This is a genomic window from Bradyrhizobium sp. CCBAU 53351, from assembly GCF_015291745.1.
In the GTDB taxonomy this organism is placed as follows: domain Bacteria; phylum Pseudomonadota; class Alphaproteobacteria; order Rhizobiales; family Xanthobacteraceae; genus Bradyrhizobium.
Genome location: NZ_CP030059.1, coordinates 5,610,278 through 5,632,568, shown reverse-complemented (window position 1 = coordinate 5,632,568; position 22,291 = coordinate 5,610,278). Strand labels below are relative to the sequence as shown.

Here is a 22,291-nt window from a genome sequence, read left to right as displayed (position 1 = left end):
AAGACGCGACATGACCGATGTGCGCTACTGGGACGATGCCAAGGTCGGTGACGAGTGCGTCACCCCCGCGGTGACGGTCACCGAAGCGATGGTGAACGCCTATGCCGAACTAACGGGTGATTTCACGCCTGTGCACGTCGACGAGGACTACGCCAAGACCACGCCCTTCGGCACGCGCGTCGCGCACGGGCTGTTTGGTCTGTCGCTCGCCGACGGTTTGAAGACCCGTGCCGATTATCGCTTCCTTCCGGGAATGTCGCTGGGCTGGACGTGGGATTTCAAGCTGCCGATCAAGCTCGGCGACACCGTGCATGTGAAGTTCCGCATCGGTGCAATGCGCGCCACGAAGCGGGAAGGGTGGGGCATCGTGGTGCTGCCGTCGGAGTTGATCAACCAGCGCGGCGAAGTGGTGCAGCTCGGTGAGCATCGGCTGATGATTCCGATGCGCCCGAAGACCCGCGCTGCAGGAGAGCCAGCATGACCGCGCAAGATCTGCCGCTCCAAGATCTGCCACTCAAAGGCATTCGCGTCATCGACTACAGCCATTTCCTCGCAGGCCCGTCCATGGGCCGTTGTCTTGCCGCGATGGGCGCTGACGTCATCAAGGTGGAGCGTCCGAAGCAAGGCGATGCAGGCCGCGCCCACGGCTATTTTAAGGGCGGCCAATCCGGCTACTTCCTGCAGCAGAACATGGGCAAGCAGGGCCTTTGCATCGATCTGCGCGACAAGCGCGGCCTCGACATGATGATGAAGCTGGTAGACACGGCCGATGTCTTCATCGAGAACTATCGCCCCGGTGCGCTCGAACGCCTCGGGCTCGGCTACAAAACGCTGTCGGCGCGGAATCCCAGGCTGGTCTATTGCTCGGTCTCCGCCTATGGCCACACCGGTCCCTATGCCGACCGTCCGGGTTTCGGCCTGATCGCAGAGGCGATGTCGGGCGCGCTGGCGCAATTAGGAGCCCCCGGCGAAGCGCCACCGCTGCTACGGATGCCGTTGGCAGACATGTACACCGGCATTCATGGCGTTGCGGCCATCAATGCAGCGCTGGTCGGCCGCGTGTCGTCCGGGCGCGGCCAGCATATCGATCTGGCGCTGTACGACTGCATGGTCTCGATGCACGACTATGCGGTTCAGCGCTACTTCCTCTCCGGCGGTACGGACCTGCCGAAGCAGACCGGCAGCGGACAACCGGACTCGACTGTCTACGGCGTTTTCCCAGCCAAAGACGGCAATCTTGTCATCGCCGCCCAGGTCGATGATGCGTGGCGACGATTGGCGAGCCTGATCGGGGGGGACACGTTGGCCTCCGACGAGCGCTTTGCCAAGCCTGCCGCGCGCAACGCCCATTATGCCGAAGCGATGGATATCGTGCGCAACTGGACGCTGTCGCAGCCTTCTCGCGATGCCTGTCTCGCCGCACTCGAGGAGGCGGGTGTTCCGTCCGCTCCCGTGCAGACTATCGAGGAGGTCGTGAAGGATCCGCAGATCCACGCGCGCGGCATGCTGGTCGAGCAGGAGCATCCGGTGCTCGGCAAGGTCACCCTGCCGAACCTGCCGTTCCGATTCTCCGATTGCGACACCACGGTGCGCACTCCAGCACCTCTGCTTGGCCAGGATAACCGCCGCATTGCCGCCTCGCTGGGACTGTCGGCCGAAGCCGTCGATGCGATGGTGCGCGATGGCGTGCTCTACAACGAAGCCGCAGTGCGGGAGTGAGCCATGAGCGATCGTTATGCGGTGATCGGCAATCCGATCGGCTTCAGCAAATCACCTCTCATCCATGGCGCGTTCGCCAAGATGACGGGCCAGGACCTCGTCTATGAGGCGATCGAGGGCCCCCTCAATGGCTTCAGCGAACGGGTCGATCAATTCCGCGCCGAGGGTGCCAAGGGGCTGAACATCACCGCCCCGTTCAAGCTCGATGCCTTCGCCTACGCAAACGAGCATTCCGAGAGCGCCACACGCGCAGGCGCCGCAAACTGCATGAAGTTCGAAGGCGATCGGATCATTGCCGAGAACTTCGATGGTGTCGGCCTTGTGCGCGACATCACCGTCAATCTCGATGTGAAGATGAAGGGCCGCCGCGTCCTGATGCTCGGCGCCGGCGGGGCGGCACGTGGTGCGCTGCTGCCGTTCCTGCGCGAAGAGCCGTCCGAGCTGGTTCTGGTCAATCGAACGCTGGCGAAAGCAGTGGCATTGGCCGAGGAGTTTGCCGGCTGTGGTCCCCTGATGGTCAGCGGCTACACCGAGCTGGCCGATCTCGCCGAGGGGTATGACGTCGTGGTCAACGCGACATCGGCCAGCCTGCGGGGTCAAATGCCGCCGCTTCCACGCAATGTCTTGCGCGGCGCGGAACTGGCATATGAACTTGCCTACGGCAAAGGATTGACTCCCTTTCTGCAGGCGGCTCGCGCGGAAGGCGTCGCCAAGCTCGCCGACGGCGTCGGCATGCTGGTCGAGCAGGCAGCGGAAGCGTTTTCCTGGTGGCGCGGCGTTCGACCGGGCACGGCTCAGGTGATCGCCGAATTGACTGTCCCATTGAGCTGACGGGCGATGCCGAACATGTATCCGAAGTCCAACTTTCTCGTCGGCCTGATCGGCAGCGGCATCGCGGCGTCGCGCACGCCGCCCATGCATGAAGCGGCCGCTGATGCCGCTGGAATCCGGTATCTCTACAAGACGATCGACCTGACCGAGCTGAAGCTCGGCATCGAAGCCTTGCCCGAATTGCTCACGGCCGCAAAGCGCATGGGCTACGATGGTTTGAACGTAACCCATCCCTGCAAGCAGGCGATTCTCCCGCTGCTGGACGCGCTCTCGCCGGATGCAGAGGCGCTCGGCGCGGTGAATACCGTGGTCATCCGGAATAGTCGGATGACCGGCCACAACACGGACTGGTTCGGGTTTGCCGAGAATTTTCGCCGCAACATGCAAGGTGCGCCGCTCGGCCGTGTCGTCCAGTTCGGCGCGGGCGGTGCGGGCGCGGCCGTGGCCTTCGCGCTGATGAAGCTCGGCGTGCAGGAGCTGACCATCATCGACGTCGACTTTGCCAAGGCGCAGGGCGTGGTCGAGGGCTTGTCCCCCCGATTTGCAGAAGGGCGCTTGAGGGCCGGCCAGGATGTTGCAGCCGCCGTGGCCGCCGCTGACGGAATTGTCAACGCGACGCCGATCGGCATGGACAAGTATCCGGGCACACCGCTGCCGACGGCCCTGCTGCGTCCCGATCTGTGGGTCGCCGAGATCGTCTATTTCCCGCTGGAAACATCCTTGCTGCGTGCGGCGCGTGCCTTCGGCTGCCGCACCGTCGATGGCGGTGGCATGGCGATCTTCCAGGGCACCGAAGCATTTCGCCTGTTCACCGGCATCTCACCCGATCCAGACGTCTTCTTCGCGACTTTCGCGTCCCTGGGAGGGTGACACCCGGCCGATGGGTGAGCGGCACGTACAACGCCCGAGAGGAAACGTAAGGATGGGCTACACGCTCGATTTCTCGGTGGTTTGGCATGCAATGCCCGCACTGCTGTGGGGTTGCGTGGGTACGTTGAGCCTGGCGTTCGCCGGAATGACGCTGGCGATGCTAATCGGCGTCGGAGGCGTCGCGGCACGCGATTCGAAGGCGGCGTGGTTGCGTGGTCTCATGATCGGCTTCGTCGAGGTCGTGCGCAATACACCTTTCCTGGTGCAGATCTTCTTCCTGTTCTTCGCCCTGCCGCTCATTGGACTGAAGCTCAATCCGACAGCGACCGCCATTATCGCGCTCGGCATCAATGGCGGCGCCTACGCCATCGAGATCATCCGCGGCGGGGTACAGTCCATTCACAAGGGGCAGGTGGAGGCCGGTTACGCGCTCGGATTGCACAAAGGGCAGGTGTTCCGTTTCATCGTGCTCAAGCCCGCGCTTCGCGCGATCTACCCCTCGCTGACGGGCCAGTTCATCATGCTGACACTGACATCGTCGATCTGTTCGGCTGTGTCCGCCTACGAACTGACGTCGGTTGCACAGCGCATCGAGAGCGACACCTTCCGCAGCTTCGAGGTCTATTTCTCCGTCACCTTCCTCTATCTCGCGATCTCCTGGCTGCTGATGCTGGGCTTTGCGGTCGTCTCTCACCGCTTCTTCTCATATCCGACACGCTGAGGGAGCCAGCATGACACCGCATTTTGGTCTTCCCGAGTTCGGCTTCCTGCTGCGTGGGTTGCAATGGACGGTGCTGCTCACGCTGGTCGCGTTTGCGGGCGGCTGTACGGCGGGGCTCGCCGTCGCGTTGCTGCGCACCTGTGGCCACAGGGGCGTGGAATGGGGCACCCGCATCTACATCGGGATATTCCAGGGCACCCCGCTGCTGCTGCAGCTTTTCGTCGTGTATTACGGATTGGCGCTGACCGGGCTGAAGCTCGATGCGTTCGTCGCGGTGGCAATCGGTTTCACCGTGAATGCCTCGGCCTTCCTTGGCGAGATCTGGCGCGGCGCGATACAGGCCGTGCCGCGCGGCCAGACCGAAGCGGCGATGGCGCTGGGACTGCACTATTCGTCCCGCATGCGCGACATCGTGCTACCGCAGGCGATCCGCATCTCGCTGCCGGCGACCATCGGCTATCTCGTGCAGCTCATCAAGGGCACCTCGCTCGCCGCCATCGTCGGCTTCATCGAGCTCGCCCGCGCCGGTCAAATCGTGTCGAACCAGACCTTCCAGCCGTTGCTGGTCTTCGGCGTGGTCGGCGCGATGTACTTCGTCCTCTGCTGGCCACTCTCGTGGTGGGGCGGTCGGATGGAGGCCAGGCTCGCCCTGACCAGTCAAAGATAATAGCGGCGCACTTACTCTACAAATAGCCATCACCAGGAGGAGATACTCATGTTGTTTTCATCCAATCGTCGCCAGCTCAAGCTCGCGCTATTGGCATTGGCGGCTCTCGCCATCGCCGGCAAATCGCAGGCGGGGACACTGCAAGACGTGAAGAAGAAGGGCGTCGTCGTCATCGGCATTCAGGGGGATAATCCGCCCTGGGGCTATGTCGACAGCTCGGGAAAGCAGGATGGCATCGATGCCGACATGGGGCGCGCCTTCGCTGAATATCTCGGCGTCAAGGCCGAGTTCGTCCCGCTGGCGGTGGCCAATCGCATTCCGGCTCTGACCACAGGCCGCGTCGACATTCTGTTCGCAACCATGGCCATGCTGCCCGAGCGCGCGAAGGCGGTGCAATATTCCAAGCCGTATGTCGCCAATGAGATCACGCTCGTCGCCGCCCAGGCGACGCCGATCACCGGCAATGGCGACATGGGCAAGTACGTCATTGGCGTTCCGAGGTCCTCCACGCAGGACACCCAGGTGACCAACAACGCGCCGTCCGGAACCGAAATCCGCAGATTCGACGATGACGCGGCCACCATCCAGGCGCTGCTCTCCGGCCAGGTCCAGGCCGTCGGTGCGAACCTGTTCTATCCGCAGCGTCTGAACGCCGCAAAGCCCGAACTTGGTTTCGAACCCAAGCTGCACTTCACCGCTCTGTACAACGGCGCCTGCACGCGCCTGGGCGAGAAGGAGTGGAATGAGACGGCCAACAAGTTCATCGACGAGATCAAGTCGAACGGAAAACTGGCCGCCTTCTACGCCAAATGGATGAAGGTCCCGGTCCCGGTCTTTCCGGACTCCGTCCCCGGCGTTCCCTTCACCGTCCAATAGCCATTGCGAGCGGCCGACGCGCGATCCGCGTTGGCCGCCGCCCGAGAGCGGAGGCCGGCATGCAAGACCAGAACCTGATCGAAATGAAGGGCGTGCAGAAGTGGTACGGCGGGTACCAGGCTTTACGCGACGTTGATCTCACCGTGCGCAAGGGCCAAAAGATCGTGCTCTGTGGTCCGTCCGGCTCGGGAAAGTCGACGCTGATCCGCTGCATCAACCGCCTCGAGCCGATCCAGCAGGGCAGCATCGTGGTGAACGGTCATCGGCTGGACGACAGCATCAGGGCCATCGATGTCGTACGCCAGGACGTCGGCATGGTCTTTCAGAGCTTCAATCTTTTCCCGCATATGACGGTCTTGCAGAACTGCACGCTCGCGCCCATTCGCGCGCGCCGCATCAGCAAGACGGAGGCCGAAGCAACCGCGCGAAAATACCTCGAGCGCGTCCGTATCGGTGACCAGGCCGAGAAATATCCGGCTCAGCTTTCCGGCGGCCAGCAACAGCGTGTCGCGATTGCGCGTGCGCTCTGCATGCAACCGAAAGTAATGTTGTTTGACGAGCCGACCTCGGCTCTCGATCCCGAAATGGTCAAGGAGGTGCTCGACACGATGATCGGCCTCGCCAACGACGGCATGACCATGATTTGCGTCACCCACGAGATGGGCTTTGCCCGCCAGGTTGCCGACCGTGTGATCTTCATGGCTGAAGGTCAGATCATCGAAGAAGACGCGCCTGACGCTTTCTTCCACAATCCACAGCATGCCCGCACCAGGCAGTTTCTTGGCGAAATCCTCGCCCATCACTGAACGGAGTTGTTGTATGAGTCGTCTCGTCTACGTCCTGAACGGGCCAAATCTCAATCTGCTCGGCAAGCGTCAGCCCCACATCTATGGTCACGAGACGCTTGCGGACGTGGAGCGGGATTGCCGGGCGCTGGCCAGGGAGCTTGGCCTGGAAATTCGCTTTCATCAATCCAACAGGGAATACGAGCTGATCGACTGGATTCACGAGGCGCGCGAGACGGCTGCCGGCATCGTGATGAATCCTGCGGCTTTCACCCATACGTCGGTCGCCATCCTGGATGCCCTGAACACGTTCGAGGGGACCGTGATCGAGGTGCACATTTCCAACGTGCACAAGCGCGAGGAATTCCGCCATCATTCGTTCGTCTCCAAACGGGCTGATGGGGTCATCGCAGGCTTCGGCACCCAGGGTTATCTGCTCGGCTTGCGTCGTGTGGCCAGGCTGCTTGACGAGAACAAGGAATAGCATCGGCGCCGGCGGCACGAGAGTTGGCGGTTTCGCTGAAAGTCGACAGCTTTTGTGCGCCCACCATTCTCAAAGCATCTCACACCCAGCCGCCATCGACGATGTAGTGCTGGGCAGTGCAGGCGGAAGCTTCGTCCGAGGCGAGGAAGACGGTGACCTTCGCGACCTCGTCCGGCACCAGCCGGCGCTTCAGGCACTGCCGCTGCTGCAGCTCGATCTCGCCCGCCGGTGTCATCCATTTCTCGAGCTGCCGCTCGGTCATGATCCAGCCCGGCGCGATCGCGTTGACGCGGATATTGTAGGGGCCGTAATCGCGGGCCAGCGAGCGCGTCAATCCGATCACGCCTGATTTGCTGGCGGTGTAGGCGGCCATGCCGCCCTGGCCTGCAATCCACGATACCGAGCCGAAATTGACGATGGCGCCGCCATTGGCGGCCTTCATGTCCGGCAGCACGGCTTGCGACGCGAAGAACTGGTGCTTCAGGTTCACCGCGATGCGGTCGTCCCAATATTCGGGCGTCATCTCCTCGGTCTTGTGCCGTTCATCATGCGCGGCGTTGTTGATCAGGATGTTGATCGCGCCGTGCGCCTTGCGTGCCTCCACGACGCCGGCGCGCAGCGCGGGGATGTCGGTGAGGTCGACATGTTGGAAATGCGCCGACAGTCCCTGATCGGACAGCTCGCGCGCCAGGTGCTGGCCCTCGTCGATCTTGATGTCGAAGAACACGACCTTGGATTTCTGCTCCGCGAAGCGCCGCACGATCGCAGCGCCAATGCCCGCCGCACCTCCGGTGACGAGCACGACCTTGCCGGCGAGGTCGGAATAGATGGCGGCCAAGGGCACCTCCCAGTCATTTGCGGGTGGCGCGGTGGGCCGTCCCGACTCTTGACCAGACCTTAGCCAGTCCGCCCGTGAGGTGCATAGGTCAGAATTTTAGTTGCGTACCTCAAAAATTGAAGGCAGGATTGCAGTCAAAGAATAAGATCGGCTGGGAGGATGTGATGAGACTGCTCGGGAAGCTGGGACTCGCCGCTGCCGCATGCCTGCTTGGCGCCCAAATCGCTGCAGCCGATACGACCGTCAAATGGCTCCACATCGAAGCCAACCCCGTCCAGGTGAAGCTCTGGGAGGAAGTTGCGCGCGCCTATGAAGCGTCGCATCCCGGCGTGAAGGTCGAGATGCAGTTCCTCGAGAACGAGGCCTACAAGGCCAAGCTGCCGACCATCCTGCAATCCAAGGACCGGCCGAACATCATCTACAGCTGGGCCGGCGGTGTGCTGAAGACGCAGATCGAGGCCGGCGTGCTCGATGACATCACCGACCAAGTGAAGGGCTATAGCGACAGCCTCACCTCGGCTGCACTCGCTGCGTTCACGAGCAATGGCCGCGTTTATGGCCTGCCCACCGCGTTGTCGCAGGTCGGCTTCCTCTGCAACAAGGAGCTGATGGCCAAGGCCAAGGTCGATCCCGCCGCCATCAAGAGCTGGGACGATCTGCTCGCCGCGGTGAAGACACTCAAGGCGGCCGGCGTCACGCCGATCGTGGTCGGCGGCGCGGACAAATGGCCGCTGCATTTCTACTGGACCCATCTTGCGGTGCGCATCGGCGGCAAGCCGGCATTCGATGCGGCGTTGAAGGGCGAGAACGGCGGCTTCGCCGGCGAGACCTTCCAGAAATCGGGCGAGCTGTTCAAGCAGCTGGTCGATCTCCAGCCGTTCCAGAACGGCTTCCTCGGCTTCAAGAACCCACAGGCCGTCGGCTATTTCGGCGACGGCAAGGCGGCGATGACCCTGGCGATTTCCACCGTCTATCATCTGCAGCGCGCGCTCGCCGCCGACAAGACGGGTCTGTCCGAAGACAAGATCTGCTGGTTCGATTTTCCGGTCGTATCGGGCGGCAAGGGTGCGCCGACGGATACGCTTGGCGGCATCACCGGCTGGCTGATCACCAAGGGCTCGCCGAAGGAGGCGGTCGATTTCCTGAAATACTTCGTCTCGAAGGACGTGCAGACGCGGCTTGCGGCGGGCAACTTCATCATCCCGGTGGTGCAGGGCGCGGACGCCGGCCTCAACAATTCCTTCATGAAGCTGATCGCGGCCAATCTCGCGAAGTCGAACTACCACCAGAACTTCTATGACCAGAGTCTCGGCCCCTCGGTCGGCCGCGTCGTCAACGACGTCACCGCGGAGATCGCCGGTGGCAGCATGAGCCCGCAGGACGCCGCGAAAGCGATCGAAGCGGCATGGAAGCAGGGTAACTGACGGTGGAACGACGCATCGCAAGCGTGCCGGCGATGGGCGTTGCGAAGCCGTCGTTCTCGCCGCTTGCGGTCCGCGGCCCGAGCTGGGACGGCCGCTTCACGGTCCTCATCCTGTTCCTGCCGCCGGCGCTGCTGCTGTTCACGCTGTTCGTGGTCTTGCCGATCGGCGAGGCCGCCTGGTACTCGGCGTTCAACTGGAACGGGTTCGGCAAACCCACCAACTGGATCGGCCTGGACAATTACCGTTTCGTGCTGGAGACGCGCGCCTTCTGGCTCGCGCTGCGCAACAATGGGCTGATCATCGCGGTCTCGCTCGCGATCCAGCTGCCGCTCGCGCTGACGCTGGCCCTGATGCTCGCGGAACGCTTTCGCGGAGCCGTGGCGCTGCGCATGCTGTTCTTCATGCCCTATATCCTCGCCGAGATCGCGACCGGGCTGATCTTCTCCTTCGTCTATGACGGCGACTACGGCCTCGTCGCCTCGATCTGGCGCAGCTTCGGCGCCGAGCCGCCGCATCTGCTCGCCTCGACCGACACCGCGATGCTGGCGGTGCTGATCGTGATCGTGTGGAAATATTTCGGCTTCCACATGATGTTGTTCATCGCGGCACTCCAAGGCCTCGACAAGAGCCTGGTCGAGGCGGCCCGGATCGACGGCGCAACGCGAACGCAGGCGCTGCGCCATGTCGTCATCCCCCTGCTTTATCCGACGATCCGGCTCTCCGTGTTCTTCGCGATCGTCGGCTCATTGCAGCTGTTCGATCTCGTGATGCCGCTGACGCGCGGAGGACCGGCGGATTCCTCCAACACGATGGTCAGCTTCCTCTACAACAACGGCATTTCGCGGATGCGGGTCGGCTACGGCAGCGCCATCGGCGTCATCCTGTTCGTGATTTGCGTGACCTTTGCCTTCACCTACAAGCGATGGTTCATGCGCGATGAGTAGGGCCGAGACCACCCGCGCGCCGTTCGATCCGGCCGTGCTGTTCAAGGCGGCGTTCCTCGCCGTTGTTGCCGTCTTCGTGCTGGTGCCGTTGCTCGCGACCCTGCTCGGCGGCTTCAAATCGCTCGGCGAGTTGCGCGTCAATCCGTTCGGCTGGCCGACGCACTGGGAATGGCAGAACTATGCCGACATCCTGTTCTCGGCCCGCTACTGGCAGCTGCTGCGCAACTCGCTGATCATCTCGACCCTCACCGTGACCTTGACCTTGATCGTCGCCTCGATGGCGGCGTTCACCTTCGCCCACGTGAGATTCTTCGGCAGCTCGATGCTGCTGAGCTATTTGACGCTGGGCCTGCTGTTTCCGGCCGCAACGGCCGTGCTGCCGCTGTTCATCAAGGTACGCGATCTCGGATTGCTCGATACCTATTTCGGCGTCGCGCTGCCGCAGGTCGCCTTCAGCCTTGCCATGAGCGTGCTGCTGCTGCGGCGCTTCTTCAGGGATATTCCCTATGAGCTGCTCGAGGCCGCGCTGGTCGACGGCTGCAGCTACATCAAATTCTTCCGCTACGTGACATTGCCGTTGTCGCGGCCGATCCTGGCGACCGTCGGCACCATCACCTTCGTCAACAGCTGGAACGCCTATCTGCTGCCACTGGTGATGCTCAACACCGACGCGCTCTACCCCTGGCCGCTCGGCATCATGATTTACCAGGGCGAGTATTCGTCCGAATGGCACCTGATCCTGGCCTTCATCACGCTCACCATCCTGCCGACGATCATTCTGTTCCTGCTGGCACAGAAGCACATCGTCGCCGGCCTCACGGCAGGCGCCGTCAAGGGATGAGCGGGGACTTCACGGAGAGCACAATGAGAAAAGTCGGCGTCGGAATCATCGGCTGCGGTGTGATCAGCACCGCCTACCTCAAGGCAGCGCAGCGCTTCCCGGTCATGGAGGTGAGGGCGCTCGCCGACATGCGCAGCGACGTGGCGGAGCGGCAGGGCGCGGCCTTCGGGCTGCCGGCGATGCGGGTCGATCAGCTGCTCAAGCGCGACGACGTCGAGATCGTCGTCAATCTCACCGTGCCGCTGGCCCACACCGATGTCAGCTTGGCTGTGCTGAACGCCGGCAAGCACGTTCATTCCGAGAAGCCGCTTGGTATCAACGTCGCGGAGGCCCGCAAGGTGATGGATCTTGCCGCGCAGAAAAGCCTTCGCGTCGGCTGCGCGCCCGACACGTTCCTCGGCGGCGGGCACCAGACTGCGCGCAAGCTGATCGACGACGGCGCGATCGGCACCCCGGTCGCCGGCAGCGCCTTCTTCGGATGTCCCGGCCATGAGCGCTGGCATCCGGCGCCCGGCTTCTACTACTTGCGCGGCGGCGGGCCGATGTTCGACATGGGCCCGTATTACATCACCGATCTCGTGCAGCTCCTGGGGCCGGTCGCGAGCGTGATGGGCTCGACCGCGCGCCCGCGATCGGAGCGTCTGGTCACGAGCCAGCCGATGAACGGCACCTTGATCCCGGTCGAGGTGTCGACCCACGTCGCGGGCACGCTCGAATTCGAAAGCGGGGCGGTGGTCTCGATCACCATGAGCTTCGACGTGCCGAAGCACCGGCACGCGCCGATCGACATCTATGGCGACAAGGGCAGCATGCTGGTGCCGGACCCGAACCGCTTCGGCGGCGAGGTGCAGGTTGCGAAGACCGGCGGCGAATTCGAGACGGTGCCGCTGACGCACGGCCATGTCGAGGGCGAGTTCCGCTCCATCGGCGTCGCCGACATGGCCTCCGCGATCCTGAACAACCGCCCGCATCGCGCCAGCGGCGCGCTGGCTTTCCACGTGCTGGAGGTGATGGAGGCGTTCCAGACCTCCGCCGACGAAGGGCGGCGTGTCAAGATCGAGAGCCGCGTCGAGCGGCCGGCGATGCTGCCGGCCGGACGTGAAACCGGACAGATCGACTGAGGAAATGACCATGCGCAAGGCATTGATTGTGTGGGGCGGTTGGCCAGGACACGATCCCGATTTGTGCGCCTCGATGATCCGCGGCTGGCTGAAGGCGGAGGGTTTCGAGGTCCGGATCGAGACCACGACAGAGGCATTCGGCGATCCCGCGATCCATGATCTGTCGCTCATCATCCCGATCTACACGATGTCGAAGATCGAGAAGGCGGACGCGCTCAATCTCTGTGCGGCGGTGCGTGGCGGCGTCGGGCTTGCCGGTCACCATGGCGGCATGTGCGATGCGTTCCGCGATTCCGTGGACTACCAGTTCCTGTGCGGCGGACAGTGGGTGGCGCATCCCGGCAACATCATCGACTACAAGGTCGACTTGACGAAGCCGGACGACCCCATCATGAAGGGCCTGAAGAGTTTCGAGCATCGTTCCGAGCAATATTACATGCATGTTGACCCCGCCAACGAGGTCCTGGCGACGACCACCTTCACCGGCGAGCACGCGCCCTGGATCGACGGCGTGGTGATGCCGGTGGTCTGGAAGAAGCGTTACGGTGCGGGCAGGGTGTTCTATTCCTCGCTCGGCCACCGTGCTTACGAGCTCGACGTGCCCGAGATCCGGACGTTGATGACGCGCGGCATGCTGTGGGCGGCGCGCGAATGACGGCTAGCGCGATGCAGCCAGCCGTTCGCGCCACGCTGGAGGACGTCGCGCGTGCGGCGGGCGTTTCGCTTGCGACCGTCGATCGCGTCGTCAACCGGCGCGAGGGCGTCCGCGCCAAGACCGTTGCGCGTGTCGAGGCCGCCGTCGCCAAGCTCGGCTACCGCGCGGACGTAGCGGCCGCCCGGCTGGCGCGCGGGCAGAGTTTTCGCTTCGCCTTCGTGCTGCCGACCGGCAGCAACAGCTTCATGACTAATCTGACCGAGCAGGTCCAGCGCACAGCGGAGTGGCTCGCCGGCCAACGCGGCTTCATCGATATCCTTCATGTCGACGTGTTCGATCCGGATGTGCTGGCAGGCGCGCTCGAAGACCTGTCGCCGGCCTATCAGGGCGTCGCCGTCATCGCGCTGGACCATCCCAGGGTGCGCGCCGCCATCGACGAGCTCACCGCGCGCGGGGTCGCCGTGGTCACGCTGGTGTCGGACGCGCCGAGTTCGCGCCGCCTGCATTATGTCGGTATCGACAACCCGGCTGCGGGGCGGACTGCTGCAACGCTGATGGGACGTTTCTTGGCCGGGCGCGAGGGCACGGTCGCCGTGATCGCGGGATCGTTGTCGCTGCGCGATCATACCGAGCGGCAGTTCGGCTTCCACCAGATCCTGTCCAGCGAATATCCAAGCCTGGTCGCGCTCCCGGTCATCGAAGGCCGCGACGACAGCGAGCGGACGCGGGAGCTCACTGCCGCGCTGCTCGCGCACCATGCCGACCTTCGCGGCATCTACTGCTGTGGCGCCGGAAACCGCGGCATCGCCGACGCGCTCGAGGCCTCCGGCCGCGCACGCGAGGTGGTCTGGATCACTCACGAGCTCACTCAGCACACGCGGCGATTCCTGGTCCGCGGCACGCTCGATGCCATCATCAACCAGGATCCTGGGCACGAGGCACGGTCTGCGGCGCGCATCCTGCTCGCGCACTGTTCGGGCGAGCCCATCAGCCCCGACCAGGAACGCATCCGCATCGACATTTTCCTGAGGGACAATCTGCCGTAACGTCGCGCATCGCGGGCACTCCGGTACGCTGACTGTTGAATGTTACCGCGGCGGCGGTGGAGGGGAAAAACCTTCTCCGCCAGATGGACATGCGACAGCGGGAAGTCGCTGCCATGATACCGCGTAGGACGGGCTTGAAGCGGGGCCCTTGCTGAAAGTTCCCGCTTTTGATCCGGCTCAAGATTTTGACCCGGCTGGTTCATTAGAATGCGGTTCCCAGGGGGTGCCACGTTGCATTCCGCCTCGGCAGCTTCGCCTCTGGGATGATAACGTCAACCGAGCCGCGTGAAACGCGGGAATGAGTTCATGCCCACATACTATTTCGATATGAAGGATGGGGTCCCTGTTCGCGACAGGTCCGGATTGGAGCTTGTGAGCGATGGCGCCGCCATCGTGCACAGCAAGAGCCTGGCCGACAAGGTGCGCAGGAATAAGCCCAAAGGCCACCCCGACCTCCGGATCGTCGTCATCGATGAGAGCGGTCGGGAAGTCCACCGTGAGCAGATCTATCCGGACGCGACCTGACTTTTATCTCAGGTGTTGTGGAACTGCGATTGCCAGCCGTTTGGCGATGTTCGCCGAGATCAGATAGGCCATGGCAATGGCGATGATCGTCGCCATTAGTCCTGTGGAAAGCCCGGTAAAGCCGAATGCGCCTCCCCACGGGCCAAGCGCAAGCGCCACGCCGGCAAGCAGGGCGCCGAGAGATGTCGCGATCAGGATGTTGTGCGGGCGGTTCGCGCGCCACGGCAGTTTGCGAGACCGGATCACGAAGATCACCAGGATCTGGGTCGTGATCGATTCCAGGAACCATCCGGTTTGAAACATCGGCGCATCCGCATCGAACAGCTTGAGGAGAACGGCGAAGGTGATCGCGTCGAACAGGGACGACACCATTCCCATGATGATGGTGAAGCGGAGGATGCTTGCCATGTCCCAGGATTCGGGCCCGGCAACGTCTTCAGGGTCGACGTCATCGAAGGGGATGCCGATTTCGGAGAGATCGTAGATCAGATTGTTCAAGAGGATCTGCAGCGGCAGCAACGGCAGGAAGGGAAGGATGATCGAGGCGAGCGCCATCGACAGCATGTTGCCGAAATTCGAGCTCGTTCCCATCCGGACATATTTCAGGATGTTGGCAAACGTCCTGCGCCCTTCGCGCACGCCGGCCGCGAGCACGGAAAGGTCGGGCGCCAGCAAGATCATGTCGGCGGCCGCGCGGGCGACCTCGGTCGCGCCCGTGACGGATATGCCGACATGGGCGGCGTGAAGCGCGGGGGCGTCATTGACGCCGTCCCCCATGAAACCGACGACGTGATTGCGGTGCCGGAGCGCGGCGATGATCCGCCGTTTCTGATCGGGGTCGATCCGGGCAAAAAGGTCGATGTCATCGACCCGGGCAACCAGCGCGGCATCGGTGAGCTCGGAGATCTCGGCGCCGGTCATGATCCGGTCCGCTCTGAGGCCAACCGATCGCGCGACGTGCGCGACCACGGCGCCATGGTCACCCGAAATGATCTTGATGGTCACGCCGAGCAAGCTGAGCGCATCGATTGCCGTGGCTGCATCCTGCTTCGGCGGGTCGGCGAAGGCACAAAAGCCGATCAGGGTCAGATGGGTCTCGTCGCCGACGGCAATGGTCTGCTGGCCGGCCGGAATGGATTTGATGGCGACGGCAAGGAGCCGGAAGCCGTCGCCGGCATAACGCGCCTGGATGTCGGCCATCTTCTGTTGCCAGGCGGCGTCGAGCGGATGAGCCAGACCATCGATTTCCACGGCAACGCAGCGCGACAGGATGGATTCCGGCGCCCCTTTGGCGATCAGCGTCTGTTCGCCGTTGCGTCCGACCAGAACGGACAGGCAGCGCCGCTCGAAGTCGAACGGGACTTCCGAAAGCCGAACCCAGCCGTCGCGATCATCGCGGCTCGCGGACAGGATCGCGTCATCGAGCGGGCTTCTCACGCCGGCCTGGAACGTGCTGTTCAGGCGGGCGAGGCTCAGAACGCGGTCGCTGGATCGCCCCTGCGGCTCGATATGCGCCGCCAGGGTGATCCTGGCTTCCGTGAGCGTGCCGGTCTTGTCGACACAAAGCGTGTCCATCGCCCCCAGATCGTGGATCGCGGACAACCGCTTGACGATGACCTTTCGCTTCGCCATGCGCAGCGCGCCGCGGGCGAGGGTCACCGTCATCACCATCGGCAGCAGTTCGGGCGTCAAGCCGACGGCGAGCGCGACGGCGAAGAGGAAGGACTCCATTGCGTTACGTTGCGCGACGAGATGAGCCATCAGCACGAAGAGAGTGAGGAAGAGTGTCAGCCGAAGGATCAGAAGTCCGAGCCTGCGGACCCCTTGCTCGAGAGCCGTGGGTGGTGCGTTGGCGGCCATTGCCGAGGCGATCGCGCCAAAGCGCGTCCGGCCTCCCGTCGTCACGACCAACATCTTGCCGCTTCCGCCGACGGTACTGGTTCCCGCGAACAGGGCGTTCGTGGCGTCCGCCGGCAATGAAGCAGAGCAGGCGCCGTCCGTCTTGAACGCCGGGAACGGCTCGCCTGTCATCAGGGCTTCATTGACCTGCAGATCCTGCGCCTCGAGAACGATGCCGTCGGCCGGTATCAAATCGCCGATACGGAGCTTCACGACATCCCCCGGGACGAGAGCCGTCACCGAAATCGTGGCATCCTTGCCGTCCCTGACAACGTCAGCCTGGATGGCCACCGATTCCCGCAACGTCTCGGCCGTGAGCTCGGCGCGATGCTCCTGGACGATATCGAGCGTGATGGACAGGGACAGCACGGTTGCGATGATGGCAAAGCTGCCGATATCGCCGCTCAGCCCGGATACGAGCGCCGCCGCCAGCAGCATGGCAACCAGCGGATTCCAGAGACGCTGGCCGAGCTTGCGCAGGGCCGACCGGCCTTGGGAGGCGTCGACGCGGTTTGCGCCGACGATCGCCAGCCGTCGGTCGGCTTCGATGCGTGACAGGCCGTCCGGGCCGGAGCCGAGCGCGCGATAGAGCTCGTCCTTCGGCATTTGCCAGAACGTTGCAGCCAAGGGCTTGGCCGGGCTAAATCGTTCGATCATGGATGGGCTCGGCGGTCGCTGACATTTGGGCGAAACCAGGGTACGGGGCTGCTCGATTTCCGGATTGATGCAACGCAATCCAGCCCCCGGCCGGCATGCTCACGCCGTCACGAGGCAGACACCAAGAGCAACGATCATCGCGAGCGGGCTGGCCGCATCAATGCTTGCGGCTGTTTCCCGACGGCGGAAATATCTGATTGGCGGGCGGTTGCCCGCCGGTCGGAACGGCGATGGCAATGAAGCCGCGGCCCATCGAGCCGTGACAAGCATTACAGCCGTCGGTCAGCACGCGCATGGAAGCGGCGAACTTGCGATCGTCGCCCGCCGCGATCGCGTCGGCGATCGACAGCAGCGGCTCCTTCATCGTGGTCACGTTGCTGACGGGCACCGCCGGGTAGAAAATGGCTGCTTCGGCCAAGCTATTCGTCAGCTGCCGCAACTCATACGCGGCCAGGTCCCAGTTCTTCGCCTTGCCTGCATACCACAGCTTGAGATGCTCAAGCTGCGCCATGCTCATGACCTCGACGAGGCGAGGCGCTTCTTGTTTCGCGCTCGCGGAGGGCGGAAAGTCGGATTGAGCAATCGCGGATGTGATCGCGCCAACTGAAATCGCGAGAACCGCGCACCAATTCTTCAGCGTCATCCGACCATTCCCTGCTGACTTGAACGTCTTGAATATCAGCGCGGCGGGCAGCGCTCTTGCGCTGAATCAATCCTTCCGCGCTGCCCGGGGTATCGCGCCCTGGGTTTGTCGCGAAAGGGCGCCAGTGCCCACGGCGTCATGACCGGGCTTGTCCCGGGCGTCCACGCCTTGCCACGCAGCACAAAGAACGTGGGTGCCCGGGCCCTCGCCGCGCCGAAGCGGCTTCGGCCGCGCAGGCGGGACAAGCCCGGGCATGACAACTTCTGCTGAATGTTCAAATGCGATTTCCCATTGTCGTGAATGGCATCGCAGTTTGCGCCTCGACAAAGTGGCCGCGACTGCAGCCGCTTACCGTTCTCGAGTGCCGACACTGGGATTTCGTGCGCGGACGATGGGAAGCAATTCGTGATCGGAACCAGCCTTTGTAAATGGGTCATCAGTTACTTCGCGGTCGCGATCGCATGGCTGCTGCTTGCAGAAGCGCTGATCGTCATCGGATTCGGTTTTCCGAACCACGACATCGGCGGCCCGGATACGCTCGTCGTCGTTCACATGGTCAGCATCGGCTGGTTGAGCACCGTCCTGTGTGGCGCGCTGTTCCAATTCGTGCCGGTGCTGGTCGCAAGGCCGCTCTATGCGGAGCGCTGGACGCTGCCGGCTCTCGCGCTGTTGACGCTGGGGCTGACGGTCCTGCTCGCAGGCTTTCTGGCTCTGGGCGGGCGCTTCAACGGGCCGCCCTGGCTGCTCCCCGTTGGCGCGGGCCTGCTGATCGCAGGTTTCGCTCTGGTCGTTGCCAATCTCGGCATGACGCTGTGGTCGGCCCGACCCTTGCCCGGACCGGCGCGGTTCGTCGCGGGTGGGCTTGCCTGCATCTGTGTCACGGCGACATTCGGCGGCCTGTTCTCGCTGGTGCTGTCCGGAACCGCCATCGGCGCGCAATGGCCGGACCTGCTGGTGTCCGGCGTTCCGATCCACGCGATTGCGGGGCTTGGCGGATGGCTAACATTCACGGCCATGGGCGTCAGCTATCGCCTGCTTGCGATGTTCATGCTCGCGCCCGACGGCGATGCGCGGCTCGGCCGGCTGGCCTGGCTTGCCGGCATCGCCGCGCTGGCTGTCGGACTTGTCGGCGGCGTGCTTGCGCTCTGGCGCATGACCGGGCTGAATTTGGCGCTTCTGCTTGCAGGAGCGGCGGCGCTGCTGTCGCTGGCCGCCTACGGTCGCGACGTGCTCAGCCTGTACAGGACCCGCAAACGTCGTGCGCTCGAGCTCAACACGGGCATGAGCCTTGTTGCGCTGGCGAGTCTCGCCGCCGCCGCAATGCTGGGCGCCACGCTTCTTGCGACCGGCGCCTTCTCATCCCATGTCGGAGCGCTGGTCTTTCTCGTCGCGTTCGGCTGGCTCACCGGCCTCGTGCTCGCCAATCTCTACAAGATCGTGCCGTTCCTGACCTGGCTCGAGACCTACGGCCCGGTGATGGGCAGAGTGCCGACGCCGCGCGTCCAGGATCTCGTTGCCGAGCGCCGCGCGTTGAAATGGTTTGTGCTGTTCTTTGCCGGAAGCTGGGCGGCGACGTTGATGCTCCTGTTCGACACGGCACTCGGCTTCCGCATCGCCGTCGCGGTGGTGATGCTTGCGACGCTCGGCCTGAGCGAGGAGTTCATCAGGGCCCGGCGGCTTGCGGACGTGGCGGAGCCGCTGCGCCTGCCGACGGGAGCCGCCATGCCTCATCTTCTGGTCTCACGGAACTGAAAGGAGATTGCCATGACCGCATTCGTCGACGTCGATGTCCGGCCGATCTTGCGCGCAGGCGGCGAGCCATTCTCGATCATCATGGCCGCGCTCGAACGGCTCGAACCCGGAGAGGGGCTGCGGCTCTATGCTCCCTTCAAGCCGGTTCCTCTGTTCGACGTCATGGCGAGCAAGGGCTTTGCTCATCGCGAGGCCGAGCTGGAAGGCGGCGAATGGGAGATCCGCTTCATGCCGGACGATGGCTCGGTCGGAATCGCTGAACCGGCCTCCGCTGCCGCGAGCGACGACGATTGGCCGGAGCCGGCGGTTCATCTCGACAACCGCGACCTCGATCCGCCGGAGCCGATGGTGCGCATTCTGGCTGCCCTGGAGCAACTCGCGCCGGGCCAGACGCTCCACGCCCTGCTCAGTCGCGAACCGGTCTTCCTGTTTCGGGAGCTGGAGAAGCGCGGCCATCAATGGCGCGGCGGCTTCACGCCGCAAAAGGATTTCTATCAACTGACGGTGAGGGTGCAGGCATGACCTTCAATGATGAGGATCTCGTCGCCAGGATAAAGCAGGCGCTGAAGGTCGTGATCGATCCGGAGCTCGGGCACAACATCGTCGACCTCGGCTTCATCTATGATGTCCAGGTCGACGACGGCGCCGCGCACATCACCATGACGGCGACGACACGCGGCTGTCCCGCCGCGTCCTTTCTCAAGGACGGGGTCGCGAGCAGCGCACGCCTCGTTCCGGGTGTGGACTCGGTCGATGTCACCATGACGTTCGAGCCGCCCTGGCAACCCTCGATGATCTCGCCGGGCGTCAGGTCGTCGCTCGGCTTTGCCGAGGTGAATTGAGCTGGCGAGGCGACTGCGCCGGCTACTCGCCTTTGGAGCCGGGGCCGGACCAGATCTTTGCGGGTGCGCGCAGCTTCGCGAGGTCGAGCAGGTTGATCGCCCGTGCGGCGATCTGGTCGATCACCTCGTCCAGCGACTGTGGTTTTAGATAGAAGGCCGGCATCGGCGGGGCAATGATCGCGCCGATCTCGGTCGCCTGCAGCATGCTGCGCAAATGGCCGAGATGCAGCGGGCTCTCGCGGACCAGCAACACCAGCCGGCGCCGTTCCTTGAGCTGCACGTCGGCCGCGCGGGTCAGGAGGTTGTCGAGCTGCCCCCAGGCGATCGCCGAGAGCGTACGGATCGAGCACGGCGCCACGATCATGCCCGCGATTGGATAAGAGCCGCTGGCGATCGCGGCGCCGATGTCCGAATGAGAATGGTCGCGGAAGGCGAGCGCGCGCAGCCGCGCCAGCGCATCGCTGCCCACTTCTTCGTTCAAGGTTCGCTCGGCCGCGGGCGAGACCACGAGATGCACCGCATAATCCGGATTGTCGGCCAGCAATTCGACGATGCGCATGCCGATCGCGGCGCCCGAGGCGCCGCTGATGCCGACGATGATGCCTTGCCGCACGCTCATGAGAGGGCCGGGGCGCGCGCCGTGGTGGACAGGCCGAGTGTAGCCCACATCGCATCGACGCGCGCGACCACGGTAGGATCCATGGCCAGCGGAACGCCCCATTCGCGATCCGTCTCCGGTGGGATCTTGGTGGTGGCGTCGATGCCGAGCTTGCCGCCGAGCCCCGATTTCGGCGAGGCAAAGTCGAGATAGTCGATCGGCGTGTCGGTGAGGGTCACGAGGTCGCGCGAGGCATCGCTGCGCGTCGAGACGGCCCACATTACGGCCTGCCAATCGCGGACGTCGATATCGTCGTCGACCACGATCAGGAGCTTTGTGTAGCTGAACTGCGGCAGCATCGACCACAGGCCCAGCATCAGCCGCCGCGCTTGTCCGGGATAGCGCTTCTTGATCGCCGCGACCGCGATCCGGTAGGAGCAGGCCTCCGGCGGCAGCCAGCAATCGGTCACCTCAGGGAATTGCTGACGGATCAGCGGAACGAACAGGCGATTGAGCGCCTCGCCGATCCGTGACGGCTCGTCCGGCGGCCGGCCCGTGAAGGTCGAGAGGTAGACGGGCTGCCGACGGGTGGTGATCGCCGTCACGCGCATCACAGGGAATTCCTCGACGGAATTATAGTACCCGGTGTGATCGCCATACGGACCCTCGGGCGCGGTTTCGGTCGCGGAGACGAAGCCCTCGATGACGATCTCGGCTTCGGCCGGGATCGCGAGCGGGACGGTGAGGCATGGCGCGAGGTCGGGCCGCTCGCCACGCAAGATGCCGGCGAAGCGCAGCTCCGACATCGTCTCGGGAAGCGGCAGCACCGCCGCCAGGATGGTGGCGGGATCGGCTCCGATGACGATCGCGACCGGCATGTCGCGCCCGATCGCCTTCCATTGCTGGTGATGCCGGGCGCCGCCGCGATGCGCGAGCCAGCGGATGATGGCGCGGTCGCGGCCGAGCACCTGCATGCGGTAGACGCCGACATTCTCCTCCTGGTCGGCCGTCGCGGATTCCGGCGGCACGGTGATCACGAGCGGCCAGGTGATCAGCGGCGCCGGCTCGCCGGGCCAGCAGATCTGGACCGGCAATCGCGCGAGATCGATGTCGGGCCCCATCGTGACGCAATCCTGCACCGGCGCGCCTGCGCGCGTGCGCGGACGCGTCGCCAGCGCGGCGCGGGCGAGCGGAAGCTTGTCGAAGACATCCCTGATGCTGTTCGGCGGCCGCGGGGTGCGGAGCTCGGCCATCAGCGCGCCAAGCTCTTCGAGACGGTCGGGCGCGATTCCCATGCCCCATGCGATCCGCTCGACCGTCCCGAACAGATTGGTGAGGAGCGGCATCTCCGAGGGGCGGCCATCGGCCCTGACCGGCTGCTCGAACAATAATGCCGGTCCGTGTGCCCCAAGCACACGCCGGTGGATTTCCGTGATCTCGTGGACGACGGAGACCTTCTCGCGAATGCGTCGCAACTGCCCCCGGCTTTCGATGAAGCGCAGGAAGTCGGACAAGTCGCGAAAGCGCGGCACATCACGTTGCAACTGGACAAG

General features: G+C 64.0%; 24 protein-coding genes. 19 read left to right on the top strand and 5 right to left on the bottom strand.

The window, feature by feature from the left end:
- The first annotated feature begins 10 nt into the window (after window positions 1-10).
- Genes XH83_RS26775 through aroQ form a run of 9 tightly spaced genes read left to right on the top strand, consistent with a single transcriptional unit; the run spans window position 11 to window position 6,953 of the window.
- Window positions 11-481 carry a MaoC/PaaZ C-terminal domain-containing protein gene (locus XH83_RS26775; RefSeq protein WP_194403674.1) on the top strand — a complete coding sequence of 157 codons (471 nt, stop codon included), beginning with the start codon at window positions 11-13 and terminating at the stop codon, window positions 479-481.
- On the top strand, window positions 478-1,719 hold the full coding sequence (locus tag XH83_RS26770; protein ID WP_194403673.1) for a CaiB/BaiF CoA-transferase family protein: 1,242 nt from the start codon (window positions 478-480) through the stop codon (window positions 1,717-1,719). The genes XH83_RS26775 and XH83_RS26770 overlap by 4 nt, the downstream gene beginning before the upstream one ends.
- A 3-nt stretch (window positions 1,720-1,722) precedes the next feature.
- Window positions 1,723-2,550, top strand: coding sequence for a shikimate dehydrogenase (gene aroE / locus XH83_RS26765; protein WP_194403672.1), 828 nt, complete (start codon window positions 1,723-1,725; stop codon window positions 2,548-2,550).
- Between the two features lie 15 nt (window positions 2,551-2,565).
- Window positions 2,566-3,420 carry a shikimate dehydrogenase gene (locus XH83_RS26760; protein WP_194403671.1) on the top strand — a complete coding sequence of 285 codons (855 nt, stop codon included), beginning with the start codon at window positions 2,566-2,568 and terminating at the stop codon, window positions 3,418-3,420.
- Window positions 3,421-3,472: 52 nt separating this feature from the next.
- Window positions 3,473-4,141, top strand: coding sequence for an amino acid ABC transporter permease (locus XH83_RS26755; protein ID WP_194403670.1), 669 nt, complete (start codon window positions 3,473-3,475; stop codon window positions 4,139-4,141).
- Window positions 4,142-4,151: 10 nt separating this feature from the next.
- Complete coding sequence (locus XH83_RS26750) at window positions 4,152-4,808, top strand: amino acid ABC transporter permease (RefSeq protein WP_194403669.1); 657 nt, start codon at window positions 4,152-4,154, stop codon at window positions 4,806-4,808.
- A gap of 48 nt (window positions 4,809-4,856) precedes the next feature.
- Window positions 4,857-5,684, top strand: a complete 828-nt coding sequence (locus tag XH83_RS26745) for a transporter substrate-binding domain-containing protein (protein WP_194403668.1) — start codon at window positions 4,857-4,859, stop codon at window positions 5,682-5,684.
- Window positions 5,685-5,743: 59 nt separating this feature from the next.
- Window positions 5,744-6,490 (top strand): amino acid ABC transporter ATP-binding protein, encoded by a 747-nt coding sequence (locus tag XH83_RS26740; protein ID WP_194403667.1) that lies wholly within the window; start codon window positions 5,744-5,746, stop codon window positions 6,488-6,490.
- Window positions 6,491-6,503: 13 nt separating this feature from the next.
- Window positions 6,504-6,953, top strand: coding sequence for a type II 3-dehydroquinate dehydratase (gene aroQ / locus XH83_RS26735; protein ID WP_194403666.1), 450 nt, complete (start codon window positions 6,504-6,506; stop codon window positions 6,951-6,953).
- A gap of 79 nt (window positions 6,954-7,032) precedes the next feature.
- Here aroQ and XH83_RS26730 read toward each other — a convergent pair whose 3' ends face one another.
- Window positions 7,033-7,791 carry an SDR family NAD(P)-dependent oxidoreductase gene (locus XH83_RS26730; protein WP_194403665.1) on the bottom strand — a complete coding sequence of 253 codons (759 nt, stop codon included), beginning with the start codon at window positions 7,789-7,791 and terminating at the stop codon, window positions 7,033-7,035.
- A gap of 164 nt (window positions 7,792-7,955) precedes the next feature.
- On the opposite strand from XH83_RS26730, the gene XH83_RS26725 reads away from it, so the two are divergent.
- From XH83_RS26725 to XH83_RS26695, 7 genes are all read left to right on the top strand, one after another.
- On the top strand, window positions 7,956-9,215 hold the full coding sequence (locus tag XH83_RS26725) for an extracellular solute-binding protein (protein ID WP_194403664.1): 1,260 nt from the start codon (window positions 7,956-7,958) through the stop codon (window positions 9,213-9,215).
- A gap of 2 nt (window positions 9,216-9,217) precedes the next feature.
- Window positions 9,218-10,159, top strand: a complete 942-nt coding sequence (locus XH83_RS26720; protein ID WP_194403663.1) for a carbohydrate ABC transporter permease — start codon at window positions 9,218-9,220, stop codon at window positions 10,157-10,159.
- Window positions 10,152-11,000, top strand: coding sequence for a carbohydrate ABC transporter permease (locus XH83_RS26715; protein ID WP_194403662.1), 849 nt, complete (start codon window positions 10,152-10,154; stop codon window positions 10,998-11,000). Before XH83_RS26720 ends, XH83_RS26715 begins: the two co-directional genes overlap by 8 nt.
- Window positions 11,001-11,023: 23 nt before the next feature.
- The gene (locus XH83_RS26710) at window positions 11,024-12,121 is read left to right on the top strand and encodes a Gfo/Idh/MocA family protein (RefSeq protein ID WP_194403661.1); all 1,098 of its coding nucleotides are present in this window, start codon (window positions 11,024-11,026) and stop codon (window positions 12,119-12,121) included.
- Between the two features lie 10 nt (window positions 12,122-12,131).
- Window positions 12,132-12,776 carry a ThuA domain-containing protein gene (locus tag XH83_RS26705; protein WP_194403660.1) on the top strand — a complete coding sequence of 215 codons (645 nt, stop codon included), beginning with the start codon at window positions 12,132-12,134 and terminating at the stop codon, window positions 12,774-12,776.
- Window positions 12,773-13,822, top strand: coding sequence for a LacI family DNA-binding transcriptional regulator (locus XH83_RS26700; protein WP_194403659.1), 1,050 nt, complete (start codon window positions 12,773-12,775; stop codon window positions 13,820-13,822). The genes XH83_RS26705 and XH83_RS26700 overlap by 4 nt, the downstream gene beginning before the upstream one ends.
- A gap of 306 nt (window positions 13,823-14,128) precedes the next feature.
- The gene (locus tag XH83_RS26695) at window positions 14,129-14,347 is read left to right on the top strand and encodes a hypothetical protein (RefSeq protein WP_194403658.1); all 219 of its coding nucleotides are present in this window, start codon (window positions 14,129-14,131) and stop codon (window positions 14,345-14,347) included.
- A gap of 3 nt (window positions 14,348-14,350) precedes the next feature.
- Here XH83_RS26695 and mgtA read toward each other — a convergent pair whose 3' ends face one another.
- Both mgtA and XH83_RS26685 read right to left on the bottom strand, forming a co-directional pair.
- Window positions 14,351-16,903 (bottom strand): magnesium-translocating P-type ATPase, encoded by a 2,553-nt coding sequence (mgtA, locus tag XH83_RS26690; protein WP_194403657.1) that lies wholly within the window; start codon window positions 16,901-16,903, stop codon window positions 14,351-14,353.
- Between the two features lie 157 nt (window positions 16,904-17,060).
- A complete protein-coding gene (locus XH83_RS26685) occupies window positions 17,061-17,546 on the bottom strand; it encodes a hypothetical protein (RefSeq protein WP_194403656.1) in 486 nt (161 codons plus the stop codon).
- A gap of 405 nt (window positions 17,547-17,951) precedes the next feature.
- On the opposite strand from XH83_RS26685, the gene XH83_RS26680 reads away from it, so the two are divergent.
- From XH83_RS26680 to XH83_RS26670, 3 genes are read left to right on the top strand one after another with little or no spacing between them, the layout of a single operon-like run.
- A complete protein-coding gene (locus XH83_RS26680) occupies window positions 17,952-19,298 on the top strand; it encodes a hypothetical protein (RefSeq protein WP_194403655.1) in 1,347 nt (448 codons plus the stop codon).
- 12 nt (window positions 19,299-19,310) lie between these two features.
- A complete protein-coding gene (locus tag XH83_RS26675) occupies window positions 19,311-19,820 on the top strand; it encodes a DUF2249 domain-containing protein (RefSeq protein WP_194403654.1) in 510 nt (169 codons plus the stop codon).
- The gene (locus XH83_RS26670; RefSeq protein ID WP_194403653.1) at window positions 19,817-20,140 is read left to right on the top strand and encodes a metal-sulfur cluster assembly factor; all 324 of its coding nucleotides are present in this window, start codon (window positions 19,817-19,819) and stop codon (window positions 20,138-20,140) included. Before XH83_RS26675 ends, XH83_RS26670 begins: the two co-directional genes overlap by 4 nt.
- Window positions 20,141-20,162: 22 nt before the next feature.
- Here XH83_RS26670 and XH83_RS26665 read toward each other — a convergent pair whose 3' ends face one another.
- Together XH83_RS26665 and XH83_RS26660 are read right to left on the bottom strand one after the other, a co-directional pair.
- Window positions 20,163-20,759, bottom strand: a complete 597-nt coding sequence (locus XH83_RS26665) for a UbiX family flavin prenyltransferase (RefSeq protein ID WP_194403652.1) — start codon at window positions 20,757-20,759, stop codon at window positions 20,163-20,165.
- Window positions 20,756-22,282 (bottom strand): UbiD family decarboxylase, encoded by a 1,527-nt coding sequence (locus tag XH83_RS26660; RefSeq protein ID WP_194403651.1) that lies wholly within the window; start codon window positions 22,280-22,282, stop codon window positions 20,756-20,758. Before XH83_RS26660 ends, XH83_RS26665 begins: the two co-directional genes overlap by 4 nt.
- Window positions 22,283-22,291: the final 9 nt, after the last annotated feature.

Coding starts and splice junctions, on each gene's coding strand:
- XH83_RS26670 (WP_194403653.1), top strand. CDS start 19,817: ATGACCTTCAATGATGAGGATCTCGTCGCCAGGATAAAGCAGGCGCTG.
- XH83_RS26775 (WP_194403674.1), top strand. CDS start 11: ATGACCGATGTGCGCTACTGGGACGATGCCAAGGTCGGTGACGAGTGC.
- XH83_RS26755 (WP_194403670.1), top strand. CDS start 3,473: ATGGGCTACACGCTCGATTTCTCGGTGGTTTGGCATGCAATGCCCGCA.
- aroQ (WP_194403666.1), top strand. CDS start 6,504: ATGAGTCGTCTCGTCTACGTCCTGAACGGGCCAAATCTCAATCTGCTC.
- mgtA (WP_194403657.1), bottom strand. CDS start 16,903: ATGATCGAACGATTTAGCCCGGCCAAGCCCTTGGCTGCAACGTTCTGG.
- XH83_RS26665 (WP_194403652.1), bottom strand. CDS start 20,759: ATGAGCGTGCGGCAAGGCATCATCGTCGGCATCAGCGGCGCCTCGGGC.
- XH83_RS26725 (WP_194403664.1), top strand. CDS start 7,956: ATGAGACTGCTCGGGAAGCTGGGACTCGCCGCTGCCGCATGCCTGCTT.
- XH83_RS26740 (WP_194403667.1), top strand. CDS start 5,744: ATGCAAGACCAGAACCTGATCGAAATGAAGGGCGTGCAGAAGTGGTAC.
- XH83_RS26700 (WP_194403659.1), top strand. CDS start 12,773: ATGACGGCTAGCGCGATGCAGCCAGCCGTTCGCGCCACGCTGGAGGAC.
- aroE (WP_194403672.1), top strand. CDS start 1,723: ATGAGCGATCGTTATGCGGTGATCGGCAATCCGATCGGCTTCAGCAAA.
- XH83_RS26745 (WP_194403668.1), top strand. CDS start 4,857: ATGTTGTTTTCATCCAATCGTCGCCAGCTCAAGCTCGCGCTATTGGCA.
- XH83_RS26750 (WP_194403669.1), top strand. CDS start 4,152: ATGACACCGCATTTTGGTCTTCCCGAGTTCGGCTTCCTGCTGCGTGGG.
- XH83_RS26675 (WP_194403654.1), top strand. CDS start 19,311: ATGACCGCATTCGTCGACGTCGATGTCCGGCCGATCTTGCGCGCAGGC.
- XH83_RS26695 (WP_194403658.1), top strand. CDS start 14,129: ATGCCCACATACTATTTCGATATGAAGGATGGGGTCCCTGTTCGCGAC.
- XH83_RS26770 (WP_194403673.1), top strand. CDS start 478: ATGACCGCGCAAGATCTGCCGCTCCAAGATCTGCCACTCAAAGGCATT.
- XH83_RS26705 (WP_194403660.1), top strand. CDS start 12,132: ATGCGCAAGGCATTGATTGTGTGGGGCGGTTGGCCAGGACACGATCCC.
- XH83_RS26715 (WP_194403662.1), top strand. CDS start 10,152: ATGAGTAGGGCCGAGACCACCCGCGCGCCGTTCGATCCGGCCGTGCTG.
- XH83_RS26685 (WP_194403656.1), bottom strand. CDS start 17,546: ATGACGCTGAAGAATTGGTGCGCGGTTCTCGCGATTTCAGTTGGCGCG.
- XH83_RS26710 (WP_194403661.1), top strand. CDS start 11,024: ATGAGAAAAGTCGGCGTCGGAATCATCGGCTGCGGTGTGATCAGCACC.
- XH83_RS26760 (WP_194403671.1), top strand. CDS start 2,566: ATGTATCCGAAGTCCAACTTTCTCGTCGGCCTGATCGGCAGCGGCATC.